The 13,502-nt window shown below is 55.8% G+C and carries 18 protein-coding genes and 1 pseudogene; 15 read left to right on the plus strand and 4 right to left on the minus strand.

Going from position 1 to position 13,502, the window contains the following annotated elements:
• The first annotated feature begins 20 nt into the window (after nt 1-20).
• The 10 genes from AC0V6L_RS11285 to AC0V6L_RS11330 all read left to right on the plus strand — a co-directional run bounded on the left by AC0V6L_RS11285 (nt 21) and on the right by AC0V6L_RS11330 (nt 6,733).
• On the plus strand, nt 21-890 hold the full coding sequence (locus AC0V6L_RS11285; protein ID WP_486154348.1) for a cytochrome c oxidase subunit 3: 870 nt from the start codon (nt 21-23) through the stop codon (nt 888-890).
• Nucleotides 887-1,282: a DUF983 domain-containing protein gene (locus tag AC0V6L_RS11290; protein ID WP_486154349.1), complete on the plus strand. Its 396-nt coding sequence runs from the start codon at nt 887-889 to the stop codon at nt 1,280-1,282. Before AC0V6L_RS11285 ends, AC0V6L_RS11290 begins: the two co-directional genes overlap by 4 nt.
• Nucleotides 1,279-1,878, plus strand: a complete 600-nt coding sequence (locus tag AC0V6L_RS11295) for an SURF1 family cytochrome oxidase biogenesis protein (protein ID WP_486154350.1) — start codon at nt 1,279-1,281, stop codon at nt 1,876-1,878. The genes AC0V6L_RS11290 and AC0V6L_RS11295 overlap by 4 nt, the downstream gene beginning before the upstream one ends.
• Before the next feature lie 66 nt (nt 1,879-1,944).
• The gene (gene thrC, locus AC0V6L_RS11300; RefSeq protein ID WP_486154351.1) at nt 1,945-3,381 is read left to right on the plus strand and encodes a threonine synthase; all 1,437 of its coding nucleotides are present in this window, start codon (nt 1,945-1,947) and stop codon (nt 3,379-3,381) included.
• Nucleotides 3,381-4,271, plus strand: coding sequence for a class I SAM-dependent rRNA methyltransferase (locus tag AC0V6L_RS11305; protein ID WP_486154352.1), 891 nt, complete (start codon nt 3,381-3,383; stop codon nt 4,269-4,271). Before thrC ends, AC0V6L_RS11305 begins: the two co-directional genes overlap by 1 nt.
• Before the next feature lie 9 nt (nt 4,272-4,280).
• A complete protein-coding gene (locus tag AC0V6L_RS11310) occupies nt 4,281-4,661 on the plus strand; it encodes a dihydroneopterin aldolase (RefSeq protein ID WP_486154353.1) in 381 nt (126 codons plus the stop codon).
• 9 nt (nt 4,662-4,670) lie between these two features.
• Nucleotides 4,671-4,991: a Rossmann fold domain-containing protein gene (locus tag AC0V6L_RS11315; RefSeq protein ID WP_486150831.1), complete on the plus strand. Its 321-nt coding sequence runs from the start codon at nt 4,671-4,673 to the stop codon at nt 4,989-4,991.
• 28 nt (nt 4,992-5,019) lie between these two features.
• Entirely contained in the window at nt 5,020-6,030 is a 1,011-nt protein-coding gene (moaA, locus tag AC0V6L_RS11320; RefSeq protein ID WP_486155119.1) for a GTP 3',8-cyclase MoaA, read from the plus strand.
• A 10-nt stretch (nt 6,031-6,040) separates the two neighbouring features.
• Complete coding sequence (locus AC0V6L_RS11325; RefSeq protein WP_486154354.1) at nt 6,041-6,283, plus strand: MoaD/ThiS family protein; 243 nt, start codon at nt 6,041-6,043, stop codon at nt 6,281-6,283.
• 3 nt (nt 6,284-6,286) lie between these two features.
• Nucleotides 6,287-6,733 (plus strand): molybdenum cofactor biosynthesis protein MoaE, encoded by a 447-nt coding sequence (locus AC0V6L_RS11330; RefSeq protein WP_486154355.1) that lies wholly within the window; start codon nt 6,287-6,289, stop codon nt 6,731-6,733.
• 6 nt (nt 6,734-6,739) lie between these two features.
• Here the strand turns inward: AC0V6L_RS11330 and AC0V6L_RS11335 are convergent, their stop codons facing one another.
• On the minus strand, nt 6,740-6,889 hold the full coding sequence (locus AC0V6L_RS11335; RefSeq protein ID WP_486154356.1) for a hypothetical protein: 150 nt from the start codon (nt 6,887-6,889) through the stop codon (nt 6,740-6,742).
• A 590-nt stretch (nt 6,890-7,479) separates the two neighbouring features.
• Here AC0V6L_RS11335 and rplU point away from each other — a divergent pair.
• From rplU to AC0V6L_RS11355, 4 genes and pseudogenes are all read left to right on the plus strand, one after another.
• Nucleotides 7,480-7,884, plus strand: a pseudogene (gene rplU / locus AC0V6L_RS11340) (50S ribosomal protein L21); the annotation flags it as partial.
• A gap of 278 nt (nt 7,885-8,162) precedes the next feature.
• Nucleotides 8,163-8,432 carry a 50S ribosomal protein L27 gene (gene rpmA, locus AC0V6L_RS11345; RefSeq protein ID WP_486150837.1) on the plus strand — a complete coding sequence of 90 codons (270 nt, stop codon included), beginning with the start codon at nt 8,163-8,165 and terminating at the stop codon, nt 8,430-8,432.
• 241 nt (nt 8,433-8,673) lie between these two features.
• Nucleotides 8,674-9,186, plus strand: coding sequence for a GNAT family N-acetyltransferase (locus AC0V6L_RS11350; RefSeq protein ID WP_486154357.1), 513 nt, complete (start codon nt 8,674-8,676; stop codon nt 9,184-9,186).
• Between the two features lie 57 nt (nt 9,187-9,243).
• Entirely contained in the window at nt 9,244-9,843 is a 600-nt protein-coding gene (locus AC0V6L_RS11355; protein ID WP_486150841.1) for a TetR/AcrR family transcriptional regulator, read from the plus strand.
• Here AC0V6L_RS11355 and ygfZ read toward each other — a convergent pair.
• Nucleotides 9,836-10,564, minus strand: coding sequence for a CAF17-like 4Fe-4S cluster assembly/insertion protein YgfZ (gene ygfZ, locus AC0V6L_RS11360; protein ID WP_486154358.1), 729 nt, complete (start codon nt 10,562-10,564; stop codon nt 9,836-9,838). The two genes, AC0V6L_RS11355 and ygfZ, sit on opposite strands and share 8 nt — an antisense overlap.
• Nucleotides 10,561-11,454 (minus strand): ATP-grasp domain-containing protein, encoded by an 894-nt coding sequence (locus tag AC0V6L_RS11365; RefSeq protein WP_486154359.1) that lies wholly within the window; start codon nt 11,452-11,454, stop codon nt 10,561-10,563. The genes ygfZ and AC0V6L_RS11365 overlap by 4 nt, the downstream gene beginning before the upstream one ends.
• A gap of 66 nt (nt 11,455-11,520) precedes the next feature.
• Here AC0V6L_RS11365 and pyrC point away from each other — a divergent pair, with 66 nt between their 5' ends.
• Nucleotides 11,521-12,558 (plus strand): dihydroorotase, encoded by a 1,038-nt coding sequence (gene pyrC / locus AC0V6L_RS11370; RefSeq protein WP_486154360.1) that lies wholly within the window; start codon nt 11,521-11,523, stop codon nt 12,556-12,558.
• Here pyrC and rarD read toward each other — a convergent pair.
• On the minus strand, nt 12,555-13,502 hold the full coding sequence (gene rarD, locus AC0V6L_RS11375; protein WP_486154361.1) for an EamA family transporter RarD: 948 nt from the start codon (nt 13,500-13,502) through the stop codon (nt 12,555-12,557). The genes pyrC and rarD overlap by 4 nt on opposite strands.

Genomic DNA, 13,502 nt, shown 5'->3' on the forward strand with positions numbered 1-13,502 from the left:
GCAGCCATGGGAATGAAAATATGGGCGGCCAAGTAAACCACGATTATCACATCCTTGAACCAGATATCTGGCCTTTGGTTGGGTCGATCTCGGCCGTGACTTTCACCACTGGGCTGGTGTTCAATATGCACGAAATGTTCGGCACAACCGGCCCGATCGTTATGTATCTTGGCCTTGCAGGACTGATCGCCACTTTCTTTATGTGGTTCAAGAATATCGTGGTTGAGGCAGAGCGGGGTGATCACACTCCGGTTGTTCAGCTGCATATGCGTTACGGGATGATTTTGTTCATCGCATCCGAAGTTATGTTTTTCGTCGGGTGGTTCTGGGCATTTTTCGATTTCGCGTTGTTCCCTGAGCCAATTGTTGTGGCCCCAGATGGGGAAGTGACAAGCCTGTTCCAGCAAGAAGGTGCCTCGGCCGTTGCGGCTTTCCCAGCGCAAGGTCTTGAGGTTATCAATCCCTTCGCTTTGCCTCTGCTGAACACGCTTATCCTGCTGTGTTCGGGGACTACGGTTACCTGGGCTCACCATGCTCTCATCCATGGCGATCGTGAGGGGCTGAAGCAGGGGCTTTGGGCAACCATTGCGCTTGGTGCAGTGTTCAGCGCTATTCAGGCATATGAATATGCTGTGGCGCCTTTCGCCTTTGGCACCAACACTTATTCAAGTGCGTTTTATATGGCGACGGGCTTTCACGGCTTCCACGTGTTGGTCGGGACTATCTTCCTCGCTGTGTGTTTGTTCCGCGCCTATAAAGGCCACTTTACCCCGCGCCAACATTTCGGCTTTGAAGCGGCCGCTTGGTATTGGCACTTTGTCGATGTCGTTTGGTTGTTCCTGTTCATCGCAGTCTACATCTGGGGCGGTTGGGGCGCGCCTGTTCATTGATCGCGCCGCCTGATAATTCCCGTCAATCAAAAGGGCAGCCGGGTTTATTCTCGGCTGCCCTTTTCGGTATCTGTCCCCATTGCGGGGCAAAGGCCCTGTTCGCAGCGCCCGCCCAGATCGCTGATCACTGCCGCGCTTGCGGGTATGATTTTGCCAGCGTTGAGAGGGGCGGGCGGTTAGCGGGGCTGGTCACGATATTAGTCGCCATTGTGCTGTTCGCGCTTGCTGCGGGCGTAGATGCGTTTATGCGGCCACCTATTGCCTTGCTAATGGCGTTTTTTGCGCCCCTGACGATTGGGGCCGTTTTGTACGCCCTTCGCTTTTACAAGACGCTGTTCCTGTATGCGGGCTATGAAAGAGAGCGTGAGGCCGCCGAGGATACAACCCCATGACCCGTATTCCGATCATCCCCACCATTCTCGTCGTGGCGGCAGCGGGCGTTATGGTTGCGCTTGGCATTTGGCAATTGGGCAGGGCTGATGAAAAGGCAGCCTTGATTGCTGAATTTGAGCAGAAGCAACAATTGTCTCAAATTGTCGCGATCAATGCCGGGGAGCCAGACCTGGTCTACCGCAGTGTTCGATTGGAATGCCCGGAGCCAAAAGATTGGCAAGCGGTTGCTGGACGCAATGACAAAGGGCAGGCCGGGTTCGCGCATCGTTACACTTGCCATGTGCTATCGAGCTTCGCCTATCTTGATGAGCCGGCACCGGCTGTAATCACATATGGCGATATTGGCTGGTCTCGATCTGCCAAACAGCCCGACTTTGACGGTGGTGTTGTGGAGGGCACGCTGGTGCGGCTTGGAGACGGGTTCAAAGTGGTTGCCAGCAAACCTGCGGCTGGTCTTCAGCCCTTGGCCAAACCCGACCCCAACGATTTGCCCAACAATCACCTTGCCTATGCAGGCCAGTGGTTCTTTTTCGCGCTGACGGCTTTGCTGGTTTATGGTTTCGCCCTTCGTTCACGGCTGCGCGCAAAGCCCTAGGCAATTGCTTGCACGCACAACCAAACATTGCCCCGCACCGTCTCCCTCGCTAAGCGCCAAGGCGAGATGGAATACGTATCAACCAGAGGAAACGCGCCTGTTCTCGATTTTGAGGGCGTGACGCTAGCTGGCCTTGCCAATGATGGTGGGCTTTATCTTCCGTGTGAATGGCCGCGCTTTTCTGATGACGAAATTCGCGCCTTGCGCGGTGCAGACTATGCCAGCGTCGCCGTCGCGGTGATGAGGCGGTTTGTAGGCAATTGCTTGAGCGAAGACGAGCTGACGCGTTTGTGTGAAGAGGTTTACGGTGAGTTTAGCCACGATGCCGTGACCCCGCTCGTCCAGCTTAACCATCGCCATTTTCTGCTTGAGCTTTTTCACGGTCCAACTCTGGCGTTCAAAGACATCGCGCTTCAGATGCTGGGGCGGTTGTTTGAAACCTTCCTCGAACGCCGCAATGAACGCCTCACTATTGTGGGAGCGACCAGCGGGGATACGGGCTCGGCTGCGATTCGTGCAGTGGCGGGTCTTGATCGGGTGGAGATATTTATGCTCCATCCCCAGGGGAAGGTGAGCGAAGTCCAGCGTCGTCAAATGACAACAGTGCGCGCACCGAATGTTCATAACATTGCGATTGATGGCAGCTTTGATGATGCCCAGCGCCATGTAAAACGGATGTTTGGCGATGCTGCGGTGAACACGCCGCATGGCGGACCGCTGCAATTGGGGGCGGTGAATTCGATCAACTGGTCGCGCTTGATGGCGCAGGTTGTGTATTATTTCTACGCTGCGCTGCAATTGGGCGGACCTGATCGTCCGGTTGCCTTCAGCGTGCCGACCGGGAATTTCGGCGATGTCTTTGCAGGCTATGTCGCGGCGCAGATGGGTTTGCCCATCGCGAAACTGATTGTCGCTACCAATGTGAATGATATTCTCCACCGGGCACTGATGTTCGGCGATTACTCTGCTGGTGAAGTGACTCCCACGCTCACCCCCTCGATGGATATCCAAGTCAGCTCCAACTTTGAGCGGCTGTTGTTTGATGTGGGAGGGCGCGATGGCGCTGCTTTGGGTGAGCAGATGCGCGGCTTTGACGCATCACGTGCCATGCAGTTGACCAATGCGCAGCGCGAGGGGGCGAAAGATATGTTCCTCAGTTTCCGCGCTGATCAGGATCAGACCGCAAGAGCCTTGCAATGGGCATATCAGTCATCGGGACAAATCATTGATCCTCACACTGCCGTTGGCCTCAGCGCTGCTTTGCAATCGGATGAAGAAGACCAATTTGACGGCGTACCGGTGGTGACCTTGGCAACGGCGCATCCGGCCAAATTTCGTGATGCGGTTGAGCGCGCAACTGGCGTTCGTCCATCGCTGCCTGCACGCGTTGGCGATTTGTTTGGCCGCGAGGAAAGTTACAGCGAGCTTAGCGGATCGTATGAGGCGGCGCGCGATTTTGTGCTTTCGAACACCGCGCACAAACCGGCTGCCGCCGACGCCTGATGGCTAAACTTTCGCGTGAACCCCAATTGATGGTTGGCGAGGGCTGGGACGCCTATCGCCTGCTGGATAGCGGCTTTGGCCGCAAATGGGAGGCATTCGGCCCGCACCGTTTTATTCGCCCGGAACCCCAAGCGATGTGGTCGCCCCGCATTAATGATTGGGCCGCGGAAAGCGAATTTGTTCCGGGATCTGATGAAGATGGCGGCGGACGTTGGTCAGATGCACCGGATTTGCCGGAAGATGGCTGGGAATTGGAATGGAATAATGTGCGCTTTACTGCGCAACCAACACCGTTTCGGCATCTGCAGTTTTTTCCCGATATGGCGCCGGTGTGGGATTGGATGGGTGAACGGCTTGCAGATTGCAAAGATGCCGAAACGCTGAACCTGTTTGGCTATACCGGTGTTGGATCGCTGGCATTGTCCGATTATGGCCGCGTTACTCACGTTGATGCATCGAAGAAATCTGTCGCACAGGCGCGTGTGAACTCGGAACTGTCTGCAATGCAGGATCGCCCGATCCGTTGGTTGGTCGATGATGCGGCCAAATTTACCGGACGCGAAGTGCGCAGGCAGCGCCGGTATGATGGCATTATCCTCGATCCGCCGAAATTTGGGCGCGGACCAAAGAACGAAACGTGGCGCCTTGAAGAAGGCTTGCCGGGCCTGATCGGCGATTGTGCGCAGCTGCTTGATGGCGACAGCCGGTTTCTCTTTCTCACAGTGTATGCTGTGCGAATGAGCAGCCTTTCTATTGCTGGCCTGTTGGAAGAAACGCTGCGTGATCTGCCGGGCAGGATCGAACATGGAGAATTATGTGTGGCCGAGACGGGTGAAAATGCTCGCCTGCTACCCACAGCAATCTTCGCACGGTGGAGCAATCCGGGTTAAAGGCGCGCGATGAAAAACACCGATTCGCTTATTCTTGAAGTCAACGATCTGCTCGTCGATGTTCTCACTGGGATCTATTCAGAGGAAACGGGCAAGCCGCAACCCCTTCGAATTTCGATGGCAGTGCGGTATGATATCGCATCCCGGTACGATCCAGATACGCCGCTTGAGGCGAGCAAAAATTATATGGATTTGAAGGAAGCTGCTGAAGGACTGCCTGAGGGTATTCACTTCAAGCTGATCGAAGCTGTCGCAGATCATATCTGTAGCACCCTGTTTGGGCAGGACTCGCGCGTTCAGGCGGTAACGGTAAAGATCGTCAAGCTGGCAATTGCCGATGCCGACGAAGAAATCGGCATAACACTTCACCGCGAGCGGCCAGACTGTTAGGGTCCGCCCGTGCCGGACCATAGCCTTTTTGTTGATGCATTGCCCGATGGCGCTCTTGCAGCTCATGCTGCGTTTATGGACCATCACTTTAGGGCCGTGCAATCTGCTGCGACCAAGCAGGATGTGGACGTCCTTGCCATTATCTTTCCAGCCGCTGACGCTGAACACGATGATTGGCGCCGTGCGCTAGCTCTGGATCTGGCGCGGGCGTATGCGCCCAAGCGCGTCAACATTATCGGCGCTAGCAGTCAGGACAGCGCAGCCCAAATGCTCTCATATTTGAGGGATGCGCCCGGTATCACGGGGCAGTATCTTCAGTCGCATGAATAACAGATCGGTTCGCCAGCCCGACCTCATCATGGTCCATAACCAAACCACCCAGCTGGTTGACACCTTTCAAAGGCGTATCTCCTATTTGCGCTTATCCGTGACAGATCGCTGCGATTTGCGCTGCACCTATTGCATGCCCGAACGGATGCAGTTTCTGCCTCGGCGCGAAGTGTTGACGCTCGAAGAAATGTATGAGCTTGCAATCGGCTTTATCGATCGCGGCGTCTCGAAAATCCGGATTACAGGAGGGGAGCCGCTGGTGCGTCGCGATATTTGTGATCTGTTTGATGCACTGGGTCAGCGGCTTGGGCACGGACTTCACGAATTGACGCTTACCACCAATGCAACCCAATTGGCGCTGCATGCGGATCGCTTGGCGAGGGCCGGTGTGAAGCGGGTCAATGTCTCGCTTGATACGCTGGACAGGACGCGCTTTGCTCAGCTCACACGGCGCGACGCTTTGCCGCAAGTATTGGACGGGATCGCCGCTGCGCGCGATGCTGGATTGAACGTAAAATTGAATGCGGTCGCGCTCAAAGGTGTGAATGAGGATGAATTGCCCGATCTGATCGCTTGGGGGCATGGTGAAGGGCACGATGTGACCCTTATCGAAGTTATGCCGCTTGGCGATATTGAAGAGGATCGGATCGACCAATATCTGCCGCTCAGCTATGTGCGCGAAGGTTTGGAAAAACGTTGGACGCTGACTGATACAGACGCAACATCTGGCGGCCCCGCGCGCTATATCGACATTGCAGAAACCGGCGGCAGGTTGGGATTGATTACACCGCACACCAGCAATTTTTGCGAAGGCTGCAACCGCTTGCGGGTTACAGCAACCGGGCAATTGTATCCCTGTTTGGGCGGGGCGGAGCGAGTGGATTTGCGCGCTGCGCTCCGCTCGGACAATCCGCAAGTGAATTTGGCCAGAGGCTTGGCCGAAGCGATGCAAATCAAGCCTAAGCAGCACCATTTCCGGATGGATGAACGCGGTGCGGCTCCTGCTTTGGACCGGCATATGTCGACAACGGGTGGTTAAAGAGACTGACGTGGCTGTCACACTAGTTTTTCTTGGCCCTCTGCGTGATCTTGCAGGTGCAAGCACTCGCGAGGTATCAGCCCCACTCAATTGGGCGGGCCTGCTAGAAGCTGTGAGTGCTGAAATTGCCGAGCAATTGAAGTCCGACCGCGTCAATATTGCCTGCGCGGGGCGGGTCTTAGCCGACAAGACTACTTTATCAGCGAAAGATGGTGATGAAGTCGCGATGCTCCCGCCAGTATCGGGAGGGTAACCTTTGCGCGAGATTCGGATTGAAGAGCACGCGCTCGATCCTCATGCTTCGGTGGATAAGCTATCGCAGGCGAGCCCGAATGCAGGGGGGATTGCCAGCTTTGTTGGTATAGTGCGCGCTTCTGGTGATGTGGAGGCGCTGGAGCTTTCGCATTACGAGCCGCTTACTTTATTAGGGATGGAAGCCCTAGCCGACCGCGCTTTTGATCGTTTCGAACTTGAAGGCCTTGTCATGAGCCATCGCGTGGGATGCATGCGCCCCGGTGATCCGATCGTTTGTGTTGCCGCTGCTGCAACCCACCGCCGCGACGCCATTCAAGCCGTGGATTTCTGCATGGATCATTTGAAAAGCGCGGCATGGTTTTGGAAGCGCGAGAAACGAGCGGGCGAATGGCATTGGATTCAGCCGCGCGATGCCGATCATGATGATCTTGCGCGTTGGGAGCAGTAATGCGGTCTAACGATTAAGGTCACGCCACAATCGGGCAAGCACCTCATCCTGTTCTTCAACAAGTGCCACCACTATTGCTTGAGCATCGCTGATTTCTTTTTCAGGGGCAAAGCTTGTCTTCGCTTGGCTCGCGAGCATATCAAACTCGCCCAGCACCAACGCCGTGTCGCTTCGCAAAGATGATAGTTCGGCCAAAGCTAGCAATGCACCGGTGTACGCAAGACTATCGCTCGCTTTCCCGCGACCCGCATTTACCGCGATTCGGGTACTATTCTGCGCAGTCTGAAATCTACTGGATACGGATTTGGCTTCACCAACCAGCGCTGCGATCTCAGCAGAGGTCGCTACAGCAGGCGCTGGGCTTTGGGCCGATATCGCTCTCGCCGCTGCGGATTGACCGCTCGTCCGTTCAATATCGCGTACCGCAAGCGATGGATAGCGACCGGGGTCACCAGCGCAGGCGGAGGTTAGGCAGACTGTCGCTGCGATGAAATATGCGGAGAAAGGTGACTTTGGCCTCATCGTTTAAAGCTGCTACCATGGAGACAGGCGTGCGCAAAGTCGCTTAGAGCGAACAAAACTGCAAATTCGGTGCCCGCTGGTGTGTTACGGGCGTTGACTTGGCCAGAGCTTTCCCTTAACGGCACGCTTCTTTCGAGCGCTGTAGGTCAGCGCCGCAATATTGCTGGGTGCAGGCCGATATGTGTGTGTACCAAGCATCGCACAAGACTGAGAGTGTATAAGCCATGTTCGCGATAGTGCGCACAGGCGGCAAACAATATCGGGTTGCCGCTGGAGACAAAATTGCCGTTGAAAAGCTCAGCGGGGAAGCCGGTGAAACGGTCACGCTGGACGACATCCTTTTGGCGGGCGAGGGCGATACCATCGCTGACGCGTCAAAAGTGACCGTTTCAGCAGAGATCATCGCGCAGGCGAAAAGCGAAAAGGTCGTCGTTTTCAAGAAACGTCGCCGTCATAACTATCGCCGCAAAGCCGGGCACCGTCAGCAAATGACGTTGCTGCGCATCACGGATGTGGGCACGGGCGGCAAGAAAGCTCCGGCGAAAAAAGCTGCTGCTCCCAAAAAGGACGATGCGCCCAAAGCCGCTCCGAAAAAGGAAGCAGCGCCGAAGGCAGAGAGCCAGCCCAAGACTGATCTTGATGCCAGCAATCTCTCGCTCATTTCGGGCATTGGCCCGACAATTGAGAAAAAACTGCGCAAGGCCGGCATCGAAAGCTGGAACGACATTGCATCGTGGGACGAAGCGACCGCGAATAAGTGGAATGACGAATTGAAACTGGGCAATCGTCCGATCAAGGATGAATGGGCTGTGCAGGCTCAGGAATTGCTCGACGGAAAGCCGCCGCGTGCGAAGGTCGATCAGGCCGAAGCTGCATCCGGCAAAGACAAATAAGAGGCAATTGAACCATGGCACATAAGAAAGCAGGCGGTTCGTCACGCAATGGTCGCGATTCAGCAGGTCGCCGCCTTGGAGTGAAAAAGTTTGGCGGTCAGGACGTGATCGGCGGAAACATTATCGTGCGCCAGCGCGGCACCAAATTCTACCCCGGCACCAATGTCGGCATGGGTAAGGATCACACTCTGTTCGCGCTCGAAGAAGGCGTGGTGCGATTCCATAAGGGCAAACTTGGCCGCAAATATGTCTCTGTAGACATGATGGCGCAAGCAGCCGAATAACCGGACGTTCCAAAAATAGGACCGTCCACTGGGGCGGTCCCGACCTGGCGAAAGCCGGTCATCAAGAGGGAGAAGGGCCACCCCAAAACCGGGGAGGCCATCTCCCTTTTCGTATCTCTTCCTCAAACCATTTCGCCGACCAATTGAGGCAGCGGCAATGAATTTGTCACTTTGGCCGGATAGGAAATTCGGGCGGGGGGCAGGAGAGGACGGCTGAGTGTTTTACCGCAGCGAACGACTGTTGCTTAGACCCATCTGGCCAGAAGATTGGCCAGCCATAAAGGCAGGCATCGCCGATCTGGCTGTGCTGCGCAATCTCTCAAGCGCGCCTCACCCATATGGCGATGAGGACGCGCAGAAGTTTGCGCGTTCACCTGTACCGCCATTATATCCTCGCTTCTTGGTGACGCGCGCTGGTGATGCTGCTGTGTTGGGCACAATTGGCCTTGATGCCACCGCTTCGGGCGAGCCTGAATTGGGATATTGGATCGCGCAGGCCCATTGGGGGCAAGGTTTCGCGACCGAAGCCGGGCGCGGTGCAATTGCCGTCGCCAAATCGCTGGGGCACAAACGCATTGTAGCTGCGCATTATCTCGACAATCCCGCATCCGGCAAAGTGCTGCGAAAAATTGGTTTCACTGGAACGGGCACCACGCGAGAGCAGTATTCGTTGGGGCGCGGCGAGGCGGTGGTTGCGGCAGAATACGAACTGGAAATCGAAGCCGATCATGGCAGCCTGATGCACGCTGCTTAGCGCAAGCCATTGGCTAACCGCTTGCCGCAGAAGGGGGAATTTCGTAACCGGGCTGCGATGACAAGTCGTAAAAGATTATCGCCTGAAGAATCGCGCAATTCCGCCTTGGAAGCGGCACGTGCATTGCTGATCGAATCGGGGCCGCAGGCGGTTACCTTGAAAGCAGTTTCGGGCCGGATCGGGCGCACGCATGCAAACCTGCTTCACCATTTCGGGTCTGCTGCAGGCCTGCAAAAAGAATTGGCCAGATACCTGACCGAAACTGTTTGCGAGACGATAAAGCAAGCCGTGGATGCCAATCGCGCAGGCCTCGGTTCAGCGCGCGAAGTGGTGGATCTTGCATTTGATGCCTTTGATAAGGAAGGGGCAGGCGCGCTTGCCAGTTGGATGATCTTGACCGGCAATGAAGATGCGCTTGAGCCGATCGTTGGCGCGATCCATGAACTTGTCCATGATATTGCAGTCGATGAGGCTGCCGCGCATCAAAGCGTCGATCATCTCCATGAAGACACTCTCGTTCTCGTGCTGATGGCGATGGGCGATGCGCTTATCGGTTCGGCGCTTGCCCGGTCGCTGAACCTGCCCGCAACCGCCGCGCGCGATGTTGCGCAAAGGATGCTGGAAGTCTCTCTCGATGAAGCCAGCCCGCTTAGCTGATCGCGGCGCGTTGCCAATCAGGCAGGCTGGCCGGGTCAAGGTCAGCTACGCGCAAGTGATCAATCGCGACGCCATTCTCAGGGTATGAGGCTTTGCGGCGTTTTTCTTGGGATTGGTCTAATGGCACCACCACAAGCCGTCGATTTACCTTTTGCCGCCAATTCATCCGTGCAGTGTTCTCCTGCCCGATATAGCAGCCCTTTTCGAAGCTGACGCCATTGAGTTCGGCCGCATTGGTTTCAAGCCACAAGATATCGCCTAGCTCTGCTACGCCCTCGGTTACGCCAAGCGAAAGGCGATGCGAGAGATAGGCGCTATCAGCGGAGACGTCATCTTTCGCGGGTGCAAGCCAGCGATATCCAAGCGCGGGCAAGCGAGGGTCCAAAGCCGCATCAACGCCCGCCTCAATCGACCAATGAATGCACGTTGCATCGTCACGCACAATTTCGATTTTTCGCCGCAATCGGTAAAGCGACAACCGTTTCGACAAGTCGTCTGCAACACACGCCTCGCAATCGAGCAGCAGCGCGCCATCGCCCCCGTCCCACACGAAAAAGTCAAACATTGTCTTGCCCTGCGCGCTCAAAAGCGCGGTGTAGACAGGTAGATTGCCGCTCACATCATTGGTGACTAGACCTTGCAAAAAGCTTCGAACATCTTCGTTGCCCTCTAATGCTTGCAATCGCACAACAGCGCGGGATTTGAGCAGTGTTCCTGTCATGATTTATCCAATCTCGTCATAATCGCGCGCGCCAGCCTGTCGCCCAATTGCGGCCCTTGAACAGGGTAGAGATAGGGTTCAATCAGTTCCGCCTCCATCAGCGCAAGGTCGCCATCGGGCTGGGCCAGCATATCAATGCGGGCATATAGAGGCGGTGCGAGGGGTAAGGCATCCATAATCGCCTGTGCTGCCGCGATCTCTGCATCGCTTGGTTGGTGGTTCCGTTCGGTTCCTCCATATAGCGATTGAATGCGATAATCCCCGCCCGCAGCGCATTTGCGCAGTGCGTGGCAGAAAGCACCGTCAACAAAAACGAAGCTCAATTCACCTTCGGTGGTAATTGCGGGCAGGTAGGGTTGAAGCATGGCGGGATTATCGTAATTCCAATCAGCGTGGATTTGGCCTTTTTCGAGCAATTCCTGCCCCTCGGCTCCTGCCCCGATCTGACGCTTTACGACCAGCTTTTCACAGCCGAATTGATCCATCGCCGCTGCCGCTTCTTTATGGTCTACTTTGCCGAGCCAAATTGTCGGAATGGTGCGAGCCCCTCTTTCTGCAAGTTCGCGCAGATATGTCTTGGAAATGTTCCACCGCACTGTTTCAGGAGGGTTGCACACATTGATCCCGCGTGATGCCAGTTCCTCCAGCTTTGCCAGAAAGGCATCCGATTTATCCTGATAATTCCATGCTGTACCCAGCAGCACAAGATCGATATCGGCGAATTCTTCGATCGGCGCTTCCCAATCAATGACGCGCAAATGCAAATTGCTGGCCTTAAGAGCGGGAGCCAGCGCTTCGATCATCAAATCGTGCTCGAATGCGTCTTCGCGCCGCGTGCTGTCGCCCGGCAAAGTGGCATCGCATGCAAGGAAACCCACAGTCTTTGTCATATTCGCCGTCTATTGCTTTGCACAAGCTCTGGAAAGAGGCGTTATGCCTCGTTAGGCCTTTGGGCGATGATTGATAGCTTGACGATCCGCCGTCCCGATGACTGGCACCTGCATTTTCGTGATGGCGATATTATGCGCGGCGTTGTCCCGCACACAGCGCGCCAGTTTGGTAGAGCCATCGTGATGCCAAACCTCACGCCGCCGGTTACAACTGCCGCTTTGGCAAGCGAATATCGAGATCGGATATTGGCGGCGGTGCCGCAGGGCAGTTCGTTTACGCCCCTGATGACCTGTTATCTTACCGATGGCACAGACGCAGAAGATCTGGTGCGCGGTGCCAATGAAGGCATCTTCACCGCAGCCAAGCTTTACCCAGCGAACGCCACCACAAATTCTGCCAGCGGTGTGACCGATGTTCGCACGATCTATCCAGTGCTTGAGCGGATGGAGGCCGAAGGCATCGTGCTGTGTATCCATGGCGAGGTAACCGATCACGACATTGACGTGTTTGACCGCGAAGCTGAATTTATTGCGCGACATTTGCGCGGGGTGATCACCAATTTCCCCAGGCTGAAAGTGGTCTTTGAGCATATCACGACATCAGATGCGGTGGAGTTTGTGAAAGCGGCTGGCCCAAAGGTGGCCGCGACTATCACGCCACAGCATCTTCATATAAACCGCAACGCCATGCTTGTCGGCGGCATCCAGCCGCACAATTACTGTTTGCCGGTGGCCAAACGGGAGAGCCACCGATTGGCTTTACGAGCGGCTGCTACGTCAGGTTCGCCCAAATTCTTCCTCGGCACTGACAGCGCGCCTCATTTTCGCAAGGACAAGGAGAGCGCTTGTGGATGCGCTGGAATTTTTGGCGCGCCCTATGCTCTTGAAAGCTATCTTACTGTGTTCGACGAAGAGAATGCAATTGACCGGTTTGAAAGCTTTGCCTCGCTCAATGGTCCAGCATTTTACGGGCTTCCTGTAAATGAAGACACCGTCACTCTCGAACGCAGCGACGTCATTGTGCCGGACGAATTGGAGATAGCAGGCTCAAAGATTGTTCCTTGGCATGGCGGGCAGACAATCGGCTGGCGGTTCGTGGGTTAGGTTCTGGCTCGCTTGGATTTGACGAGCAGGTCGCCGACGAAGATCGCCACAGCAATCCAGATCAGCACAAAACAGCCGAGCTGTGCGGGTCTTAACTCCTCGCCGAAAACAGTCAGTCCAAGCAAAAATACAATTGTGGGCGCGAGGTATTGGATAAAGCCGAGCGTTGAATAGGGCATGCGCCGGGCCGCAACTGCAAACAGCAGCAGGGGAACCGCTGTCACTACGCCTGCAAAAGCCAGGATTGCGCTTTGTTCAAAGCTCACCAGTAAAGCGGAGCCTTGTGGCTGGACTGCATACCAGAACGCGATGGCGGAAGCCGGGGCCAGCAAAATCGCGGTTTCAATTGTGAGGCCAGGCAGCGCGCCCACATTAACTTGCTTGCGGACAACGCCGTAAAGCCCAAATGAAAGCGCGAGGCTTAGGCTGATCCATAGCGAAGTGAGCGCGCCTGCGGCGAGCAATCCCACTCCGCTCGCGGCGATCGCGACTGCAATCCATTGCCATTTCGACAGCTTCTCAGAGAGCAAAAGCGTGCCCAAAACCACGTTGAGGAGCGGATTGAGGTAGTATCCAAGGCTGGTCGCATAGACCTGCTTATTGGTGATCGCCCAGATATAGATAAACCAGTTCGCGCCGATCAGGAGCGCACTGGCCAGGAGGGCGATCATCGTTTTCCCGCTGGAAAGCGCCGCCTTTAGTTCGGGCATCTGCTGGCGGACTGCAATGATGATGAGGCAGAATGGCAAAGTGAAAATGATCCGCCAGCCGACAAATTCAAACGGCGGGACAGCGGCGGCCAGCATTATGTAGAGCGGTAGAAAGCCCCAAATCAAATAGGCCCCTAACGCGGCGGGTAGGCCAGAGGGTTGGCCTGAGGGTTGGCCCGGGGATTGTCCTGAGGATTGCCCGGCAATATCGGGCTGGGTTGCTTGGCTGCGCAT

Source organism: Erythrobacter sp. JB1-15 (genome assembly GCF_057365035.1).

Excerpts from the sequence above, each read along its gene's own strand:
- moaA (WP_486155119.1), top strand. The coding sequence starts at position 5,020 with ATGGTCCATAACCAAACCACCCAGCTGGTTGACACCTTTCAAAGGCGT.
- AC0V6L_RS11285 (WP_486154348.1), top strand. The coding sequence starts at position 21 with ATGGGCGGCCAAGTAAACCACGATTATCACATCCTTGAACCAGATATC.
- rarD (WP_486154361.1), bottom strand. The coding sequence starts at position 13,502 with ATGCGCAGCCAAGCAACCCAGCCCGATATTGCCGGGCAATCCTCAGGA.
- ygfZ (WP_486154358.1), bottom strand. The coding sequence starts at position 10,564 with ATGACAGGAACACTGCTCAAATCCCGCGCTGTTGTGCGATTGCAAGCA.
- rpmA (WP_486150837.1), top strand. The coding sequence starts at position 8,163 with ATGGCACATAAGAAAGCAGGCGGTTCGTCACGCAATGGTCGCGATTCA.
- thrC (WP_486154351.1), top strand. The coding sequence starts at position 1,945 with ATGGAATACGTATCAACCAGAGGAAACGCGCCTGTTCTCGATTTTGAG.
- AC0V6L_RS11310 (WP_486154353.1), top strand. The coding sequence starts at position 4,281 with ATGAAAAACACCGATTCGCTTATTCTTGAAGTCAACGATCTGCTCGTC.
- AC0V6L_RS11295 (WP_486154350.1), top strand. The coding sequence starts at position 1,279 with ATGACCCGTATTCCGATCATCCCCACCATTCTCGTCGTGGCGGCAGCG.
- AC0V6L_RS11355 (WP_486150841.1), top strand. The coding sequence starts at position 9,244 with ATGACAAGTCGTAAAAGATTATCGCCTGAAGAATCGCGCAATTCCGCC.
- AC0V6L_RS11305 (WP_486154352.1), top strand. The coding sequence starts at position 3,381 with ATGGCTAAACTTTCGCGTGAACCCCAATTGATGGTTGGCGAGGGCTGG.
- pyrC (WP_486154360.1), top strand. The coding sequence starts at position 11,521 with ATGATTGATAGCTTGACGATCCGCCGTCCCGATGACTGGCACCTGCAT.
- AC0V6L_RS11365 (WP_486154359.1), bottom strand. The coding sequence starts at position 11,454 with ATGACAAAGACTGTGGGTTTCCTTGCATGCGATGCCACTTTGCCGGGC.